Annotated in this window: 16 protein-coding genes; 7 read left to right on the top strand and 9 right to left on the bottom strand. The window is 39.2% G+C overall.

All coding sequences use genetic code 11. The annotated features are described in order from the left end of the window. Positions 1–8: 8 nt before the first annotated feature. Positions 9–1,289, top strand: a complete 1,281-nt coding sequence (gene vanP / locus SOI81_RS12070; protein ID WP_239975714.1) for an OprD family outer membrane porin — start codon at positions 9–11, stop codon at positions 1,287–1,289. Between the two features lie 252 nt (positions 1,290–1,541). Further along, complete coding sequence (locus SOI81_RS12065) at positions 1,542–3,740, top strand: OsmC domain/YcaO domain-containing protein (RefSeq protein WP_239975715.1); 2,199 nt, start codon at positions 1,542–1,544, stop codon at positions 3,738–3,740. Positions 3,741–3,804: 64 nt separating this feature from the next. Here the strand turns inward: SOI81_RS12065 and choB are convergent, their stop codons facing one another. From choB to SOI81_RS12045, 4 genes are all read right to left on the bottom strand, one after another. Then, positions 3,805–5,475 (bottom strand): GMC family oxidoreductase, encoded by a 1,671-nt coding sequence (gene choB / locus SOI81_RS12060; RefSeq protein ID WP_239975716.1) that lies wholly within the window; start codon positions 5,473–5,475, stop codon positions 3,805–3,807. Positions 5,476–5,503: 28 nt separating this feature from the next. Beyond that, the gene (gene bah / locus SOI81_RS12055; protein WP_239975717.1) at positions 5,504–6,397 is read right to left on the bottom strand and encodes an alpha/beta hydrolase; all 894 of its coding nucleotides are present in this window, start codon (positions 6,395–6,397) and stop codon (positions 5,504–5,506) included. A gap of 72 nt (positions 6,398–6,469) precedes the next feature. Continuing rightward, positions 6,470–7,324 carry an SDR family NAD(P)-dependent oxidoreductase gene (locus SOI81_RS12050; protein ID WP_151987328.1) on the bottom strand — a complete coding sequence of 285 codons (855 nt, stop codon included), beginning with the start codon at positions 7,322–7,324 and terminating at the stop codon, positions 6,470–6,472. A gap of 44 nt (positions 7,325–7,368) precedes the next feature. Beyond that, on the bottom strand, positions 7,369–8,856 hold the full coding sequence (locus SOI81_RS12045; RefSeq protein WP_320540822.1) for an NAD(P)/FAD-dependent oxidoreductase: 1,488 nt from the start codon (positions 8,854–8,856) through the stop codon (positions 7,369–7,371). A 136-nt stretch (positions 8,857–8,992) separates the two neighbouring features. Here SOI81_RS12045 and SOI81_RS12040 point away from each other — a divergent pair, with 136 nt between their 5' ends. Continuing rightward, positions 8,993–10,006: an AraC family transcriptional regulator gene (locus SOI81_RS12040; protein ID WP_239975719.1), complete on the top strand. Its 1,014-nt coding sequence runs from the start codon at positions 8,993–8,995 to the stop codon at positions 10,004–10,006. A 7-nt stretch (positions 10,007–10,013) separates the two neighbouring features. Here SOI81_RS12040 and SOI81_RS12035 read toward each other — a convergent pair whose 3' ends face one another. The 4 genes from SOI81_RS12035 to SOI81_RS12020 form a co-directional block, all read right to left on the bottom strand. Next, positions 10,014–10,889 carry a class I SAM-dependent methyltransferase gene (locus SOI81_RS12035; RefSeq protein ID WP_320540821.1) on the bottom strand — a complete coding sequence of 292 codons (876 nt, stop codon included), beginning with the start codon at positions 10,887–10,889 and terminating at the stop codon, positions 10,014–10,016. Between the two features lie 113 nt (positions 10,890–11,002). After that, positions 11,003–12,526, bottom strand: coding sequence for an NAD(P)/FAD-dependent oxidoreductase (locus SOI81_RS12030; protein WP_320540820.1), 1,524 nt, complete (start codon positions 12,524–12,526; stop codon positions 11,003–11,005). A 22-nt stretch (positions 12,527–12,548) separates the two neighbouring features. Then, positions 12,549–13,382, bottom strand: coding sequence for an SDR family NAD(P)-dependent oxidoreductase (locus SOI81_RS12025; protein ID WP_239975722.1), 834 nt, complete (start codon positions 13,380–13,382; stop codon positions 12,549–12,551). A gap of 64 nt (positions 13,383–13,446) precedes the next feature. Then, positions 13,447–14,406, bottom strand: a complete 960-nt coding sequence (locus SOI81_RS12020; protein WP_239975723.1) for a metal-dependent hydrolase — start codon at positions 14,404–14,406, stop codon at positions 13,447–13,449. Between the two features lie 525 nt (positions 14,407–14,931). On the opposite strand from SOI81_RS12020, the gene SOI81_RS12015 reads away from it, so the two are divergent. Further along, positions 14,932–15,552 (top strand): TetR/AcrR family transcriptional regulator, encoded by a 621-nt coding sequence (locus SOI81_RS12015; RefSeq protein WP_002163161.1) that lies wholly within the window; start codon positions 14,932–14,934, stop codon positions 15,550–15,552. A gap of 76 nt (positions 15,553–15,628) precedes the next feature. Here the strand turns inward: SOI81_RS12015 and SOI81_RS12010 are convergent, their stop codons facing one another. Next, a complete protein-coding gene (locus SOI81_RS12010; protein WP_016141778.1) occupies positions 15,629–16,351 on the bottom strand; it encodes a pirin family protein in 723 nt (240 codons plus the stop codon). Between the two features lie 607 nt (positions 16,352–16,958). On the opposite strand from SOI81_RS12010, the gene SOI81_RS12005 reads away from it, so the two are divergent. From SOI81_RS12005 to SOI81_RS11995, 3 genes are all read left to right on the top strand, one after another. Continuing rightward, the gene (locus SOI81_RS12005) at positions 16,959–17,201 is read left to right on the top strand and encodes a hypothetical protein (RefSeq protein WP_016141777.1); all 243 of its coding nucleotides are present in this window, start codon (positions 16,959–16,961) and stop codon (positions 17,199–17,201) included. 305 nt (positions 17,202–17,506) lie between these two features. Further along, positions 17,507–18,826 carry an NCS2 family permease gene (locus SOI81_RS12000; protein ID WP_005070381.1) on the top strand — a complete coding sequence of 440 codons (1,320 nt, stop codon included), beginning with the start codon at positions 17,507–17,509 and terminating at the stop codon, positions 18,824–18,826. Positions 18,827–18,942: 116 nt separating this feature from the next. Then, positions 18,943–19,941, top strand: coding sequence for an adenosine deaminase (locus SOI81_RS11995; protein WP_239968012.1), 999 nt, complete (start codon positions 18,943–18,945; stop codon positions 19,939–19,941). Positions 19,942–19,950: the final 9 nt, after the last annotated feature.

Genomic DNA, 19,950 nt, shown 5'->3' with positions numbered 1-19,950 from the left:
GATAAAAAATGAAAAAGACACCATTATGGGTGGGGGTATGCTTGTGCCCATTATTTAGTCAAGTTGTGCATGCCGAGTTTATTGCAGACAGTAAAGCTGAGCTGACACTACGTAATTTTTACTTTGACCGAGACTATAAAAAAGACCCATATCCCTATACCGCCGCCAGAGATTGGACGCAGGGTTTAATTTTTAAAGGACAGTCTGGTTATACCGAAGGGACAGTTGGGTTCGGTGTTGATGTACTGGCAATGGCAGGTTTTAATCTGATGGGAAGCCGTGCTGATGACTATGCACGGAGTGGCTTATTACCAGTGAATACCGATAACTCGCGTGATGACTATTATGGAAAAATAGGTATTACAGGGAAGACTAAATTTAGAAAAAATGAGCTTTTTGTGGGGGATTTAGTTCCACAGTTACCGACTATATTTTCATCGCCAGCACGTTTGTTTCCACAGACTTATCGCGGTATCCGTTTTGTTTCAAATGAAATTCCAAATCTTCAACTTGAAGGCTTTTATGTTGATGAAGTGCGTCAACGTGATTCGATTCGTTATACCGATGTTGGAACGGACAATATCAACCATCGTTTCGAGAAAGCGGCAACAACAGATTCTTTTTATACATTGGGAGGAAGTTATCAGTTAAAGGACTATCGTTTACGTGCTTATCATGCTGAACTCAAAGACATTTACCAGCAACAATTTTTAGGATTTAACGGAAAGCAGCCTTTAAATGATCAGCTTAACTTTTTAAGTGATGTACGTTTTTTTAATAGTGAGGAAGCTGGAAGTAAAAAAATAGGAGAGGTTGATAACCGTCATATGAGTGGCCTATTTGGTTTGAACTATCAAAACCATACGGTTTCTTTGGGCTACATGCAGTCATTTGGCTCAACTGGTCTGCCGTTTTTGTCTGGAACAGAAAGTCCAGTCGTGCTTGATTTTATGAGTTCGGACTATTCGAATAAAGATGAAAAAGTCTATTCAATTCGTTATGAATATGACTTTAAAAATGCGCGGATAGGTGATGTTTCATTAAACGGATTACGCTTTATGACCCGCTATGCAAAAGGTGAAGACATTGATTTGTTGCAATACGGCGATCAGCGTTTTAAAGAAGAGTCGATGGAATTTGATTTGGGCTATAAAATTCCTGAAGGTAAGTTAAAAGGTTTGGGAATGCGTGCTCGCTTTTCTCATTATCGCAACGATATGCCGACTAATATGACCTTTCATTCGACAAATGAAACGCGGTTAAATGTCGATTACACCTTTAAATTTTAATGATTAATATTTAACTAAATTTAAGAGAAGTTAAAACATTGTGACCATCAATGTTTTAACTTTAGTTATCAACTGCACAAAATCACTCTATAATACCGCCAATCTTATTAAAGCCAATTGAGTCGTTCATTAAACACATGGCTTTAATCTCTCATTTTTTTAAGTCAATTTCTTCGCTGTGATTCGGCTTATTTTTCAATATTTAGAATTTTATGTGTCTGTGCTGACACATAAAAATATTTAGGTGCCAGCATGGAAATCAAGGTTAATTATCTCGACAATCTTCGACAGGAAGCTAAGTTCGATGACTTTACGGTAATTGCCGATCAACCAATTCGCTACAAGGGTGACGGTTCGGCACCGGGCCCATTTGACTATTTTTTAGCATCGTCAGCATTGTGTGCAGCGTACTTTGTAAAAGTGTATTGTGCCGCTCGAGATATCCCAACCGATAATATTCGTTTATCGCAAAATAATATAGTTGACCCTGAAAACCGCTATAAGCAAACATTTAAAATTCAAATTGAATTACCAGCCGATATTTCAGAGAAAGATCGTCAAGGTATTTTACGTTCGATTGACCGTTGTACTGTTAAAAAAGTGATTCAAACGGGTCCTGAATTTATTATTGAAGAAGTGGAAAGCATCGATGCAGATGCACAAGCATTGTTATTGCCAAGCTTAACTTCTGAAAACCATACCTATATTCAAGGTAAAGACCTACCGTTAGAAGAAACCATTGCCAATATGTCTGCCATTTTGGCAAATTTGGGCATGAAGATCGAAATCGCATCTTGGCGTAATATCGTGCCAAATGTATGGTCATTACATATTCGTGATGCACAGTCTCCAATGTGTTTTACCAATGGTAAAGGCGCAACTAAAGAAAGTGCTTTAGCTTCTGCATTAGGCGAGTTTATTGAGCGTTTAAACTGTAACTTCTTCTATAACGACCAGTTCTGGGGTGAAGATATTGCCAATGCTGAATTTGTGCATTATCCAGATGAAAAATGGTTTAAACCGGGTCCAAATGGTGAATTACCTAAAGAAATCTTAGATGAATACTGTCTTGAGATTTACAACCCAGATGATGAGTTACTTGGTACACATTTATATGACACCAACTCAGGCAATATAGAGCGTGGCATTTGCTCGCTACCTTTTGTGCGCCAGTCTGACGGTGAAGTTGTATATTTCCCATCAAATTTAATTGAAAACTTGTACTTAAGTAATGGTATGAGTGCGGGCAACACTTTGGCAGAAGCACAAGTTCAATGCTTGTCAGAAATTTTTGAACGTGCTGTAAAACGCGAAATTTTAGAAGGTGAAATTGCACTTCCAGACGTTCCTGAAGACGTATTAGCAAAATACCCAAGTATTGTTGCCGGTATTAAAGGTTTAGAAGAGCAAGGTTTCCCTGTTTTAGTTAAAGATGCATCGTTAGGTGGCCAGTTCCCGGTAATGTGTGTGACTTTAATGAACCCACGTACGGGTGGGGTGTTTGCATCTTTTGGTGCGCATCCAAGTTTTGAAATTGCATTAGAACGTAGTCTGACTGAATTACTTCAAGGTCGTAGTTTTGAAGGCTTAAATGATTTACCACAACCGACTTTCCAAAGTAATGCAGTGACTGAGCCGAATAACTTTGTTGAGCACTTTATTGACTCAAGTGGTTTGGTATCTTGGCGCTTCTTTAGTTCTAAATCTGATTATGATTTTGTTGAATGGGATTTTTCTGGCGAAGGCGAAGAGTCGAATGCAGAAGAAGCTGCAACATTGTTCGGTATTCTCGAAGAGATGGGTAAAGAAGTGTATATGGCAGTCTATGAGCACTTAGGTGCGACCGCTTGCCGTATTTTAGTACCGGATTATTCAGAAATTTATCTCGTTGAAGATTTGATTTGGGACAATACCAATAAGGCACTTTCATTCCGTGAAGATATTCTAAATCTGCATCGTTTGGATGATGAGCAGCTTGAAGCATTGGTTGAGCGTTTAGAAGAATGCGAGCTAGATGATTACACTGAAATCACTACCCTCATTGGCATCGAATTTGATGATAATACAGTTTGGGGACAGCTCACCATTTTAGAACTGAAATTGCTGATTTATGTTGCCTTACAACAATTTGAAGAAGCAAAAGAACTCGTCGAAACTTACTTGCAATATAACACCAACACAGTTGAGCGCGGCTTGTTCTATCAGTGCATGAACGTGGTGCTTGAAGTGATGTTAGATGAAGAACTAGAGCTTGAAGATTACCTTACGAATTTCCGTCGTATGTTTGGTGACACGCGAATGGACGCGGTATTAGGTTCTGTTGATGGTAGTGTTCGTTTCTATGGTTTAACACCAACCAGCATGAAACTAGAAGGACTTGACCGCCATTTACGTCTGATCGAGAGCTATAAAAAATTGCATGCAGCTCGTGCTAAAGCCGTGGCGATGTAATTTAAAACATGAAAGAAAAAAGCCTATTTTTAAATAGGCTTTTTTTATAAAACAAATTGCTATGTTAAGCAGAGGCTTTTGTGATCTCTACAGTTTGTGTAGTGGTTAGATGATCTTGTTGCTCATCCAAAGTGTGTTTAGCCGGAATATAAGACATTGCACGTTCTGCTAGAGCTGTAATGGTGAGACTTGGGTTAACGCCCAAATTGGCACCTAACATTGAACCATCTACGACATATAAGTTTTTATAGTTAAACACACGATTTTTACCATCGACTACACCTTGCTCTGAGCTAGATGCAATCGCGCAGCCACCCATGCAGTGAGCAGTAAAAGGCACGTTAAACAAAATTTCAGTAATGGTGGTTATCGGGTGACCATTAAACATTTTTGCGACTTTTTCAGTAAAGGTGTTGGCCTGTGGAATATAAACAGGAAGTTTTTTACCTTCACTAGACAAAACCTTGCCAAAAGGCCAGAACCAATTTCGTTTTAAACGCATGTTAATAGAAGCATCGGCAGTTTGCATCACCAAGAAAATTAAGGTTTGCCGTGCAAAGCCAACAGGGTTGCTCATGCGTAAAAATATAAGGGGGTGGCTAATGAGTATCCATAACCAATAAAAAATACGGGTCCAACCTGGTTTACCTTTTGCCATATAAGTACACATGAGGCCCATGGCATCAGAACCACCCTGATAGCGAGTCGCTTCAATATGAGTATCATGGTCAATGTAAATACTTGAGCCAATCGCAACGCCCTTACTCATGTCGACATCTTTATCAAAGAAACGAACCCCTAAAATCGACTCGGCATTGGTACGTACCCGATTACCCAAATCATCAGAAATATTTGGCAGCGAACCTGATTGCTTTAAGCGGAACAACATCTCTTGGGTGCCCAAAGAGGAAGCCGAGAAAATGACATTGCGAACACGCCATGTACGACGTTGTTTATTGAACCATGAGCTTGAGCATTCGGTAGTGACTTCATAGCCATCGCTGCCATCTGCTTTACCATTGAGAGGTTTAACATCAACAACTTTGGTTTCTTCGTAAACCTTGGCGCCATTTTTTTCGGCAAAGTACAAATAATTTTTATCTAAAGTATTTTTTGCGTTGTGTTTGCAACCTGTCATACAGCCGCCACATGCGGTACAGGTTCCGCGGTCTGGTCCTTCACCGTTAAAATAAGGGTCAGGGTAGGTCTTGCCACCTTCTTCACCTTCGGGTGGAAAGAACGTTGCAACACGAGTGGGTTTAAATGTATGCCCCACACCAACTGCATCGCCCATTTTCTTTAGCATATGGTCGGCAGGACCTAAAATTTTATTATCCGTCACTCCAAGCATACGTTCTGCTTCAGCATAGTGCTGCGGCATTTCATTTTTCCAGTCTGCTGCATCCGCCCACGTACCTTCATCCCAAATATGTTCGGGTGGAACGAGCAGGGTATTTGCATAGGTAATTGAGCCACCGCCTACAGCATTACCGCAAATAATGGTGACATGGCGAAAAAATCGCATATTGAAATAACCGAAAAGTTTCATGCCCGGGCGCCAGATCCAGCGGCGGGTATTCCAGTTGTTTTTAGCAAAATCTTCAGCTTTCCAGCGTCGCCCCATTTCCATTACAGCAACTGAGTAGCCTTTTTCGGTTAGTCGGCAGGCAGAAACACTGCCGCCAAAGCCTGAACCAATGATTAAATAATCATAATCATAACTGTTTGATGCCATGCCAAAGGCTCCTGTCTAGTGATATTTTTTATATTGACTGCATATGTTTATCAATGAATTGCCCAATGCGCTCAATTGAGTCATCGGATTCTTTTAGTATACCTGCATGAAATTGAAAAACGTGACCGACTTTGTCATAAACCCGTAAATTCGTCGAAATGTCGTAATTTTTAGCCTGTTCAGCGAGGCGTTTTGCATCATCTAATAAAACTTCTTCGGTACCGACATGAATCAGAATAGGCGGTAAACCAGTTAAGTCAGCATAGAGTGGAGAACAGGTTGGATCGGTTAGCGATTTTTGGCCGCAGTAGTTATTTGCACACCAAGCTAACCAGTCTTTGGACAGCATTGCATCTTGAGTAGCATGCGTTTTCATCGTGCTTCCAGAAAGGCTTAAGTCGACCCAAGGTGAAAGTAAAACTAATGCCGCTGGTAACGGTAAACCTGCATCCCGTAAAGCAATTGCCGTGATTAAGCTTAATCCACCGCCCGCAGAATCCCCAGCAATCATGAGTTTTTTCGGGTCTTGCCCTTGAGCAAGTAAGGCTTTATAAACCGCAATTACATCTTCAAGAGCAGCTGGGCTTGGGTGTTCAGGGGCTAGGCGATATTCAGGTAACCAGACTTGTGCTTGAGCTGCATGTCCGATTTGAGCAGCAAGCTTAGTGTGACTTTTTGAGCTACCAACCACATAGCCACCGCCATGTAAATACAAGATGCCGAGGCCTGATTGAGTCGTTTTGGGCTGAATATGGATTGTCGGTACTTGAGCGATGGTTTGCTTTTTTGTTTTATAGCCACGTGGCCCAAGCACAATTGCACTGGCTGCATCGCTACAAAAACGTTGTAGCTTTAGTGGTGTTTTAGGGGATAAAGCTGGACGTAGTGTGGTACGAATAGTCCATGCAAGAAGCTGCTTCATAATAAGGACTCATACTAAGCATTTAATATCAGTCAGCATCTCTTAAAATTAAGCGTATGCTGACCACTGTTTTTATTTTGCTGATTTGTTGAGTAGGCGAGTTTGCAAGGCAGTGGCAGTTGCAAAAATCTTTTGGTAACCCTGTGGAAGAATACGTTGAATCACATCAACGGCTTTCGCATCGGCTCCGATCAGTAAGCGGCGACGGTCTTTACGAACAGCTTCTAAAATTTGTTGAGCGGCATCGTCAGCAGGGGTGCGAAGTAATTTATCGAAAGCATCCTGACTTTTTAAAGGATCCATTCCTAAAGACTGGACACTATTATTCATGCGGGCAGCTTTGGCAATATTGGTACGAATACCACCCGGATGCACACAGGTCGCACTCACTCCAGCATTTTGCATATCGAGTTCTTGGCGTAGAGACTCGGTAAAGCCACGAACAGCAAATTTACTGGCGTTATAAGCACTTTGGGTCGGTTGAGCTGTTAAGCCAAACATACTGGAAATATTAATAATATGCCCATCACCACTTTGCTTTAAGTAAGGTAAAAATTCTTTGGTGCCATAAACCACGCCCCAAAAGTTAATACCAATGAGCCATTCAAGATCTTCATAGCTCACACCTTCAGCCGTACTGCCTATTGCGACACCAGCATTATTAAAAATCAGGTTAACTTGGCCATGTTCATCTACAACTGCCTTTGCCCAAGTTGCAACTTCATCACGCTTAGCCACATCGACTTTTTGTGTGGTTACTTTGACTGAATAAGGCGTTAACAGCTCGACTGTTTTAGCTAATCCAGCTTCACTGATATCAGAAAGTGCTAGATGACAACCTTGTTTTGCGAGTGCTATAGCAATTGCTTGTCCAATCCCAGAACCTGCACCTGTCACAGCTGCGACTTTATTTTTAAAAGACTTCATAAAATTCTCCGTTTATTTTTCTCATTTCCTATGGTGAAGCTTGTTTAAGAAATAGCCGAAACCTGAGTGTAGTTTTCAATATCGAAGCGACGAGTACGTTGTCGATATTCGAGGGTAAAACCCGGCCAGTTATTGGTATTTTTGCCATCAGCAGTTTGATACCAACTGGTACAACCTTGTGCCCAGACAGTTTTTTTCATTTTTTCTTGAATGCTTTGATTAAACTCATGTTGAACTTCTGCACGAACATTGGTGAACAGAAGTTTGTTTTGTAGGGTTGTTTGAATGGCATCTAAAATATAATTCACCTGACTTTCAATCATATACACAATTGAGTTATGCCCAAGATTGGTGTTTGGACCATAGAGCATAAAGAAGTTTGGAAAGCCGCTCACAGTTAAGCCGAGATAAGCTTCTGCACCATCTTTCCATGTGACTTTTAAGGTACGACCATCAAGACCTGTAATCTGCATTGGCGCCATAAACTCTGTTGCGGCAAAGCCCGTACCATAAATAATGGTATCGACTTCACGCAGATTTCCTTCCGTATCTAAAATGCCGTTTTCGGTAATTTCTTGAATGCCTGTATTAATGACGTCTACGTGAGGCTGAGTCAGGGTTTCATACCAATGATTTGAAATTAAAATACGCTTGCAGCCAATAGGATAATCCGGCATTAAACGATGGCGTAACTTCCCATCTTTGACGACTTTACGGATGTGACGCTGGAATAAATATTCCACCAGAGGCATTTCATTTAAAGAAGTCGTAAAGGCCAGCAAACGAATTTCATGATGACCATATTGCAAAGCTCGATCCAGACTTTGCAAAATTGGCAATTTACGGAAAGCCTTTTTCTCTAAAGGTTGGTAAACCCGATCTGGTTTAGGAATCACGTAGGGTGCAGAGCGTTGGTAAACATCGAGATGGGCAACCTGTTTTGCAATTTCAGGTACGAACTGAATTGCACTTGCACCTGTACCGATTACCGCAACACGTTTGCCAGTTAAATCATAGTCATGATCCCAACGCGCTGAGTGGAATGCTTTACCTTTAAAGTTTTCAATACCTTTAAGTTTCGGATAGGCAGGGCGGTTAAGCTGACCCACCGCACCGACTAAAAATTCAGCTTCAAACTGTTCACCAGTCGTACTTTGAATGTGCCATACACCCTGTAGAGCATCAAATTCGGCACTGGCAATTTCAGTATTAAATTGAACATGCGGGCGAATATCATATTTGTCGGCACAGTGGCGTAAATATTGATAAATCTCTTGAGATGTTCCGTAGCGATTTTTCCAGCCCAGCTCTTGTTCAAAAGAAAAAGAATACAAATGAGAAGGCACATCACATGCAGCACCTGGATAGGTATTGTCACGCCAGACACCGCCGACATCGGCAGCTTTTTCAAATAGGGTAAATTGTTCAAAACCTGCTCGTTTGAGACGAATGGCAAGTCCTAGACCACCAAAGCCAGTGCCAATAATAGCGATGCGTACATTTTTATTTGAATTAGACGTCGAATTAAACATAGGCTGCTCTAAAATCCTTAAAAACAGTGGGCGAAGAAATCGCAATTTCCTGTATGCAGAATAGACGTTTATTAACTTGATTTAGAGGATGGATGAGGACAAAATATTGTGATTCGAGGACATTCTGAGCAATATAGTGACGTATGCATGGGCTTTTGAACGCAGTATACATAGTGTTCGGTTAATGGCTGATTTTGCGGTTGAATCAGGCGTTTCTTATCAAACGATTTTAAAAGGGACTGGAATTAGCCAGCAGCAACTGCTTGATCCCAATATGGTGGTCTCGGGGCACCAAGAATTAAAGCTCATCCATAATTTAGTTGAACTCTTTGAAGATCGGCCAACTTTAGGTTTAGAAGTAGGTACACGTTATCATTTCACCACATTTGGACCTTTAGGCATGGCGCTTATAAGTAGTGCTAGCATCCGTGAAGCGCTTGATTTTGCACTGACTTATTTTTCATTAACGTTTGCGTTTACCCGTTTTATTGTTTCAGACACTAAAGACGGTACCCTTATTGAACTCACAGATGAAGATATACCATCTTCGGTCAGACAATTTATTATTCAACGTGATGCTGCCGCGCTTATTACGGTGCAACGCGACTTAGTACAAGATAATTTTTGCCAGTATTTGGCTTTTTCTTTTCAGCCTAAACATGATGTACAACCTTATATAGATTTGTTTGGCATCTTGCCAGAGTTTGGCGCAGGCCGGAATTTTGTTCTACTCGATGCGCACAAAGTCGACCAGAAATTGCAGATGGCGAATGATCTGGTTTTACATACAGCTGAAGAGCAATGTCGGCAAATTCTTGATAAACGTCAGTCACAAAAGAAGTTCACGGCATTGGTGCAACAACAATTGATGAATATTCGCGGTGAAATGCCATCCATGGAAGTGGTTGCCAATCGACTGCATTTAAATGCTCGCACTTTACGTCGCCATTTAGCGCAAGAAGAGATGACGTTTATCCAGATTCGTGAAGAAGTTAGACAGGTTTTAGCAGAGCAATATTTGACCGTGCCTAAGGCTTCAGTTGAACAGATTGCAGAGTGGTTAGGCTATGCAGAAACAGCTAGTTTTATTCATGCTTATAAAAGATGGCATGGCAAAACACCTCATGCCATGCGTTTAAATAATCAATAGTCAAATTTTATTTCGCTAAACGCAAATGTAATAAACGCGTGGCTGAAGTGTGGCGAATTTCATCAATTCGCGCATTAAAATATCGTTCAGTAATGGCTTCACCGGAAAGATCTTCGACTACTTCAAATCCCATCTGCTCCACTGCATGATGTAAATCTATTGGTTTAAATTGACCTAGTAAAGGCTCTTTCAGCAAATGGGTAAACTGTGCTACGCCCATACTTCCAAGTCGCTCAATACCGTTTAATTCCTGAAAATCGGTTGAATAGTCGAGTACCACTTCACTACCGTTTGCAGCAAAGTTAGCAATACTTTTTAAAGTTTCTAGGGTAGTTTGCGGGTTTAAATAGTGCGTTGTGCCTAACCACGAAAAAAATGCAGGAGCGGTTGGCTCATAGAGACTTCTAGTCAAAGCTTCCGAAATGGATTCTTTTTCAAAGTTAATCGCGACAAACTCAACGGTAGCAGGAATATTTCCTAACTTTTTTAGCTTGGCTTGTTTGGCTGCTTGAGTGTCAGGATGGTCTACTTCAAAGATTTTCAAAGTAGGGTAATGGAGTGATTCACGTAGTGCAAAAGAGTCTAGGCCAGCACCCACTAACACATATTGTTGAGTGTCTTTTTGAACTGCCTGATCAAGTAAATCTTCGGCATAGCGCGAGCGTCCGACCACTTGCCCAGTAAGTAAACCTAAAGTGCGGTTTAAAACCGAAGAATTCATGACTTTAACAATCAGTGGGTTAGAGAGCAGTTTTTTCCAGCCTTTACTGGTTAGCTCAAAAGCATAAGGGTCTGAAAATACAGGGTTCTTTGCATTTTGAAAATGATTGGCCCGTAATGCAGCGGCAGCTTCGGCGGTACGACTTGATTGACCTTCTTTCATCTTTATCCTGTTTTTTTATTTCTTGAAGATATTCAACGAAGAAGGCAGTGTATTTCATGAAAACCTAAAATACACTGCCTGTTTCTTACAACTGATTTGATCGAAATTACAAATTAGTGAGTTTTTGTCGTTTGATACGTCACTTCATAATCTTTCAAATCTACTTTTTTCAAACGTTGTTTCAGCTTTTTCAATGACCAAGGCCATGCGGCAAAGTTACGTCCGTTTGCATCAAGATAGTAACTCTTACATCCGCCGCTATTAAATACGGTCGTTTGCAAGTGTTTTTGCACTAAATCGTTATGCTTTTTAATCACATCAGATTTAACATTTAATTTGCTAATTCCTTTGTTTTTAATTTTCAATAAGCCATCTACGATATAGTCTAACTGCGCTTCTGCTAGACCAATGAAAGAGTCATAGACCAATACGTTAGGACCCAAAATTAAAAATGCATTTGGTACATTTTCAATGTTGGTACCTAAGTAAGCCTCTGGCGAACTATCTTTCCATATATCTTGTAAACATTGACCTTTTTCATTGTGGACACGTTTACCAATTGGCGGGTGAGATACTTCAAAGCCTGTACCCCAAATAATCACATCAACTTCGTGACGTTCACCATTGGCAGCAACCACCGTATTGCCTTCAACTTTCACTAAACCATGAGGAATGAGAGTCGTATTTGGTGCTTGTAGCGCAGGGTAGTAATTGTTAGCGAATAAAATACGTTTACAGCCAATATCAAAGTTTGGCGTGACATTTTTGCGTAGCACAGGATCATTAATCTGCAATTTAAGTAATTGCTTACCCAAAACATTTACTGGTTTTAGGGCAAGGGGGTTACGTAAACCAAAGTTAATTGCATTTAGCGTTAACGCTACACTTTTACGCCAGCTCGCCTGAATAGCTGGATATTTCGCAATGACTGATTTACTAAATTCGCCCAAGTCCGTATCTGGTTTTGGTAATACCCAAGGTGCTGTACGTTGGAATACAAAAAGTTCTTTCGCTTTTGGTTGAATTTGTGGCACAAACTGAATGGCAGATGCGCCAGTACCAATCACGGCAATACGTTTACCTGTCAAATCATAATCATGGTTCCATTTAGCCGAATGGAACATTTCGCCTTTAAATGTTTCTAGTCCTTCAAGACGTGGAATTTGAGCTTCGGTAATTGGACCTGTGGCAAAAATAACGGTTTTAGACAAATATTGACCAGTCGTGGTATCCAGTACCCACACGTGACGTGAGTCATCCCATGCCGCATTCAGCAATTCATTATTAAATTCGATTTTAGACGTCACATTAAATTCGTTACTCACATCTTCCAGATAACTTAAGATTTCTGGTTGGCGCGCAAATAAATGGCTCCATTTTGCACTTGGTGCAAATGAATAAGAATAAAGAGCAGACGGTACATCGCAACCACAACCTGGATAGGTGTTTTCACGCCATGTTCCACCCACGCGGCCAGCTTTTTCAATAATCTTATAATTGGTATAACCAACTTGATCTAGGCGAATGGCAGCAGCGATCCCTGAAATGCCAGCACCCACAATAAAAGTATCGAAAATATGGTTTGGTGATTTGACAGCTTTTTTTGCTGAAGCATTTGTTTTCATTTGAGCAGTCATATGTGTACTACCTATAAATTTCTTATTTAAATAATTTGTACGATGTGCCAAGGAACTTGGTATACAAGCTTGGAGAAGCACGTTTCATGAGCCAGAATAACTTCGCATCAATTTGAGGAATGGTATAAAGCTCATCTTGATCAAGGCGATTAAGCGTTAATCTTGCAACATCATCACTTGTCGTTAAGGCATAGTTCATCAGTGCATGATCTGCAAGCTTTGAATAGCGTCCAGGAATTCGACCATTTTTAATGATATTGGTAGGGACCAAGGTAGGGCAGAGTACATTCACTTTAATATTAAACTTACACAGTTCAGCAGAAAGCGTTTCTGAAAGCGCGCGTACACCCGCTTTAGTCACGTTATAAGCAGTCATTTCTGGTGCAGCCGTATAGGACGCCGCAGATGCCACATTAATAATCGCGCCGTAACCTAACTTTTTAAATTTTGGAACAAAAGCATGACAACCGTGAATGACACCCCAAAGGTTAATATTCATGACCCAGTTCCAGTCTTCTAGACTGAGTTCATCAAATTTACCACCCAATCCCACACCCGCATTATTAATGATGAGTGTTACCGGATGATCAAGTAACTGTTCTGCTTGATCAGCCAAAGCCTGTACTTGTTCTGCTTGCCCAACATCGCACTTTACAGCAAATGCTTTTTGTCCTAACTGTTCAATTAACTTTACAGTTTCTTCAGCAGCTTCGAGATTAATATCTGCACATACTACGCTGCCACCGCGATTTGCCAGTTCAACTGCAAAACTTCGACCAATCCCACTGCCTGCACCCGTCACTACGGCATAAGCTTTTTGGCTTGGTTTAACTTTCTTTTTGCCAAATAAAATCATGATTCATCCATAAATAGCTTGAAGAGATACCAGCTACCTTTTGATAGCTGGAAATACAGGACGATTAAGACATGCGTACTGGTGGGGTAAATTCTTTAACAAAATAAGGAGCAATTGCACCGCCTTCGGTCAGCAATTTCTTTTTGTAATACTCAAGATACTCAGTTGTATCATGATCATTTGGATGAAAGTCTGGGCGTAAGTAGTCAAGAATTTGACCAATCGTACTACCGAAAACTCCATCTTTTGGACCAAAGATTAAGCCTACACCGCGACGAGCATCTTTCCAGAATTTTAAAGTCAGCATTTCTTGTGGCTTTCTTAATACTGGCACAAATAACGTAGTCGCAGGGATTAAACCTAAAATGGTAATTAAAGCGAGGAAGAAACCAGATGCGCGCAGTGGATAACTACCATTTAAAAGTTGATAGACATCGTAGGCAATATCTTTATGTTCAGATTCTTCAAGCATGTGCCACATCCACAACGCACGGCTTTTTGCATCATCTGAATAATAGAAATTCTTTTCATGCTTCATCATGTATTCAGCAAGTACCGCAGTAAAATGCTCAATACCCGCCATCATTGATAGTTTGAGTGGTTGTGGAAACTTTAAGAAAACATATTTAAAGAAGTTCGAGCCAAGAAAACGATAGAGCGCAACAGGATATTCGGCATCTTGAAGGGCATCGTTATATTCATTGTGTAATTTTGAATGAATTGCCTCTTGGCCAATCAGCGAAGTAACGCGCTGTTTTAAAATTGGATCTTTAATAAATTCACGGTGGTGACGAGCGGTTTCAATCACTAGATCTTCACCATAGGTTAAAAACACCGAAAGCGTGGCAAAAAACATCGTGGCAAATTGGTTGTCCATATAGAATCTGACATCAATTTCCTTACCATCAAAACCAATATTTAAATGACGAATTGGAATTGAACTTTTGCTAGCAAAATCGGGTAACTCAATTTCACGCTGAAATGTAAGTTTTTTGAATGATTTTTTAACTGCGGTCGAGATCATGGCGACACCCTGAGGCAAAGTAGTGGTGCATTTTGATGAAAATGAATAAACTCAATGATCAACAAAGCACTATAAAATTCCATTTTCAAAAGCAGATGATTCTCTGCATTGACTACGGTGTTGTTGCTCCGTTATTTGTTTGATTATTTGGCTGAATAACGGAAAGAAGAGCCGATGTAGACAAGAGCTACTTAATGAGTCTTCTTTAATTTTTTCATATTAATCTGACATTATGTTCGGATTCAATTCGGGTAAATTTTTAAATATATAAAAGTATTTTATAGACATTTTTTGCGATAAGATTTTTAATTGATTTTGTCTTATATAATTGAAAAATAATACTTTATAACTATATTCTTTCTTCGAAAGTAATAAATTAAATTATACATTGATTGAGAGATTAGGCTCTGCTTTTCTGAGTTTTTCTTACTAAGTTTGACAACTATTCGGATTTTGTTTTTTTATTTCTACCGAGTCAAATTACATGCTAATCTGACTTTATGTTCGGATTATTGATTAGATCGTATGACTACGCGTAAACCTCGTCAAACTCGAGCCAAAGTCACTGTCGACACGATTATTGAAGCAGGTTTTATTGCAGTGGCACTTCATGGACCAAGTGGTACTACAACACGTCATATTGCAGAGATTGCAGGTGTGAGTGTCGGGTCTTTATACGAATATTTTAAAAATAAAGAAGAAATTTATGATGCGATGAATCACTTTTTTGTTCGGGAAATTCTGGACATGATTACAGAGCTTACCCCGACGATTTTACAGTTGGAGTTAGAGCCTGTCATTGAAATGATTTTTTATACTTTTAGTGATTTATTAAAGAAAAATAACGACCGCTATTTGACTGTTCTACGTTATGCAGGAGAGTTACAGTACGACAAATATATTCCCAAAATTGAACAGGCTTTAATGGAAGTGATCATGAAATATATGATGCATAATCCTAAATACCTAAAAATTAATAATTTGCCTGTAATTACCTATATTTGTATCAATAGTGGAATTTTTAACGTCGCGCGGCATCTTATTTTGCCAAACCCTTATATTAGTTTTGATGAAATGGTGCAGGGATTAACGACTATGATTATGAGCTATATCAATACAGAGATGGCTCGTTCAGAAGAACATTGAGCAGAGATAGTATTTTTATAAGTCCGATCAACAATAAAAAGCCCCCGCATAAGTTTTATGCGAGGGCTTAGTTGCATTATGGCATGGTTGGAACTTCTTCTGGGCGCATATCGAAAATCAAAATTTCGGCATGATCACCATTGGTAAAAGATAAGCTTCCACCTTCACGAATACGTGCCGCATCGCCAGTGTTAAAGGTTTTACCATTTACATCGACACGACCTTTAGCAACGTGTAGGTAAACATATCGACCCTCAGGAATCACAAATTCAGCAGTTTCTTCACCATTAAAAAGACCTGAGTAAATATTAATATCTTGTTTAATGGATAAAGTTTTTTCACCACCTTTAGGTGAAATGATCAAATGCAATTTACCGCGTTTGTCTGCTTCATCAATATGAACTTGTTGATAGCCCGGATCTGTATTCACTTCATTCGGGACAACCCAAATTTGCAAGAAATGGACGCCTTCTTGAGCTGAATGATTAAATTCACTATGTGCAACACCACGACCTGCACTCATGAGCTGAATGTCACCCGGCACAATCACAGAGCCTGTACCCATTGAGTCTTTATGCTCTAATGCACCTTCAAGCACATACGAAATAATTTCCATATTACGGTGAGGGTGGGTACCAAAGCCTTTAGATGGAGCAACGTTATCATCATTAATTACAAGTAAGTCTGAAAAACCAACTTGTTTAGGGTCCCAATAGTTAGCAAATGAAAAGCTATGTTTTGATTGTAACCAACCATGATGTGCTGCACCACGTTCGTGAGATAAACGCATATCAAACATGATGTATTCTCCTCATTTAATTTTTTATCTGAGCACAGTTTATCGTAGCGTTTATAGGAGCGAAGCACTGAAAATAGAAAGCTTGGTGCGATTTATGGAACGATAAAAATAGGACGTAGTTTTGCTTATAGACAGAAAAGCAAAGAAATAAAAAATTATTTTTAAACGATATGTGGAATTCTTTGGATAGAAGTTTTTAGTTTATAAGTTAAACAGGAAACACAAAAAATTAGTCGCTAAAGAAACAATTTTCAAGAAGACCTCAACGACAAAAATAACTTCTTTTTATTTTATTTAAGGTTTAATAAATACAAAGAAATTTTAAGCTATATACACATTTGTCTATGCTCTATCTTTAAAATAACTTAATAATTAAAACTGATAAAAAGCTAATATTAAAAATAACTAAAATAAGCTGATATAAAATAAAGTTACTTTTCAATTGAAAAGTTTAATAATTATTAAGATTATTATAAATAATTAAAAAATCGCCTTTCTTTTCAATTATTTGAGTAAGAGGGCGTTATTGTAAATAAATGTGAAAATATTCACAAAGCTATAATTTTTTGTTAAGATCATTAACATTAAAAACATAGAGATAATAATAATGATCAATAAAGTATTAATAGTGTTGTGTGTGAGTATTGTCTTTGTATTAGGATATTGGGCCTATTTGGATAGTCAAAATAAAAGACATCAAGAGCTCATGCGGATCATACAAGAAGCTGAAAGAAACCTACAAAGTATCGAACGTAATCCAAACCATGCTCATCACAGCAATTTAGCTTCTTATAATATGCAAGAATATATCGGTGACAAAAAATTATTTTCTAGCAGTATTGAGCTATAAATTTCTAACTTTTACAGTGTCATTGGTCATATCTTTTCATAAATTTTGATCATGTTTCTGTTGAATCTGTTAAACTTATTGAACGTATAGTAAAAAAGCTGCATAGGGGTTATGCAGCTTTTTTGTGTTTCAAGAGGGGCTGTGGTTATTTTCTATGCATGAAAACAGACATCAAATGAGTGGCATATTTGTTGCTTCATAAGTTTGTGATTCTTGTTTATAGGGCTGAACAGAAAAACAATATTGTTCAGTGACCTACATAGACGTAAATATTCCACAGTTCAGATTTTGCATAGAGGCTACTTATGGCGGCGCCCAATTCTTCGGCAGGCTGGTTAGAGCGTTTATTTAAGTTAAGCGACAATAAAACCACTTTCCGAACTGAAGTTCTTGCTGGTGTAACTACATTCCTAACGATGTGTTACATCATTATTGTCAATCCACTCATTTTATCTGAAACCGGCATGGATCATGGTGCCGTATTCGTTGCGACCTGTTTGGCAGCAGCAATCGGATGTCTAGTGATGGGGATCATTGCTAATTATCCAATCGCACTGGCCCCTGGTATGGGTTTAAACGCTTACTTTACTTATTCGGTTTGTATGGGGATGGGCGTGCCATGGCAAACAGCTTTAGCGGCTGTTTTTGTTTCAGGCCTTGTCTTTCTTGCAATTAGCTTCTTTAAAATTCGTGAAGCGATTGTCAATGCGATTCCGATGTCGCTTAAGTTTGCAATCGGCGGTGGTATTGGTTTATTCCTAGCACTGATTGCACTAAAAAATGCCGGAATTATTGTTGATAACCAAGCGACTTTGGTTGGTTTGGGCGATATCAAACAACCAACAGTACTATTAGCGTTATTCGGATTCTTAATGATTGTGGTTTTACACCAATTAAAGGTTCGCGGCGCAATCATCATTAGTATTTTAGTTGTTACTGCAATTGCTACTGCTTTAGGTCTAAACGAATTTAAGGGTGTAGTGGGACAAATTCCTTCAATTGCACCAACGTTCATGCAAATGGATTTTGAAGGTCTATTTACAGCAAGTATGGTCGGTGTCATCTTTGTATTCTTTATTGTCGACTTGTTTGACAGTACGGGTACGTTGGTTGGTGTATCGCACCGTGCTGGTCTTTTACAAGACGGTAAATTACCTCGTTTGAAAAAAGCATTATTTGCAGACTCTACTGCAATTGTTGCTGGTGCTGCATTAGGTACATCTTCAACTACGCCATATATTGAATCAGCTTCAGGTGTAGCAGCAGGTGGCCGTACTGGTTTAACCGCTGTTGTCGTTGCTGTTTTATTTATCTGCTGTTTATTTTTAGCACCTCTTGCTCAATCTGTACCAGGTTTTGCAACTGCGCCAGCTTTATTGTTCATTGGTGTGTTGATGATTCAAGGGATCACTCACATTGATTGGGATGATATTACTGAAGCTGTTCCAGCATTTTTAACCATTGTATTTATGCCATTTACCTATTCAATTGCTGATGGTATTGCAATGGGCTTTATTAGCTATGCATTAGTTAAATTATTCACGGGTAAGGCAAAAACTGTACCGTACATGGTATGGATTATTGCTGCGCTTTGGGTATTTAAATTTATCGCGTTTGGCGGTTAATATGATTTTTTATAATTTTCTTCTTGAGCTATCTTAGACATAGTTTTCAATAAGAAGAAAATTATAAAAGGGTGTGATTTTGACCACACCCTTTTTTCTTTAGACGTGGAGTTAATATGAATCAAGTCGAGCTGATTCGCGCCTTACCAAAAGCCGAATTGCATGTACATATTGAAGGGACTTTTGAACCTGAATTAATGTTTGCAATTGCCCAGCGCAATCAGATTCAGATTCCTTACAAATCTGTTGAAGAAGTAAAGCAAGCTTATAACTTTCATAATCTTCAATCATTCTTAGATATTTACTATGCTGGTGCGAATGTTCTTGTACATGAACAAGACTTTTACGATTTAGCATGGGCTTATTTTGAAAAATGTGCAGAAGATCGTGTTGTTCACACAGAAATGTTCTTCGATCCGCAAACTCATACTGACCGTGGTATTGCGTTCTCAACTGTGATCAATGGTTTAAAACGCGCTTGTGCAGATGCTAAAGCTAAGTTTGGTATCAGCTCTCAACTGATTATGTGTTTCTTGCGTCATTTAAGCGAAGAAGCTGCATTTGAAACACTTGAACAGGCGTTGCCGTTTAAGCAAGACATTATTGCAGTAGGCCTCGATTCAAGTGAAGTAGGGCATCCACCAGCTAAGTTTGAGCGTGTTTTTGCTAAGGCACGTGAAGAGGGTTTCTTAATCGTTGCTCACGCTGGCGAAGAAGGTCCGCCTGAATATGTATGGGAAGCTTTAGATCTACTTAAAGTGAACCGTATTGATCATGGTGTGCGTTCTGAAGAAGATGAACAATTAATGGCGCGTTTAATTAACGAAAAAATGCCTTTAACCGTTTGTCCTTTAAGTAACTTAAAGCTATGTGTTGTTAAAGATATGAAAGATCATAATATCCGTCGTCTATTGCAAAAAGGCGTACACGTGACGGTTAACTCAGATGATCCTTCATATTTCGGTGGGTATATGAATGATAATTTCTTTGCCATCCAGCAAGCTTTAGATTTAAACAATGATGAGTTGAAGCAACTCGCAATTAATTCTTTTGAAGCTTCTTTCATTTCAGATGAAGAGAAACAAAAGTGGATTGCAGAAATCCAAAAAATCTAAATAAAAAAA

The sequence above is a fragment of the Acinetobacter pittii genome (assembly GCF_034067285.1).
GTDB classification, from domain to species: Bacteria; Pseudomonadota; Gammaproteobacteria; order Pseudomonadales; family Moraxellaceae; genus Acinetobacter; species Acinetobacter pittii_E.
The sequence above is the reverse complement of the archived record's forward strand: the minus strand, read 5'-3'. Positions and strand labels throughout refer to the sequence as shown.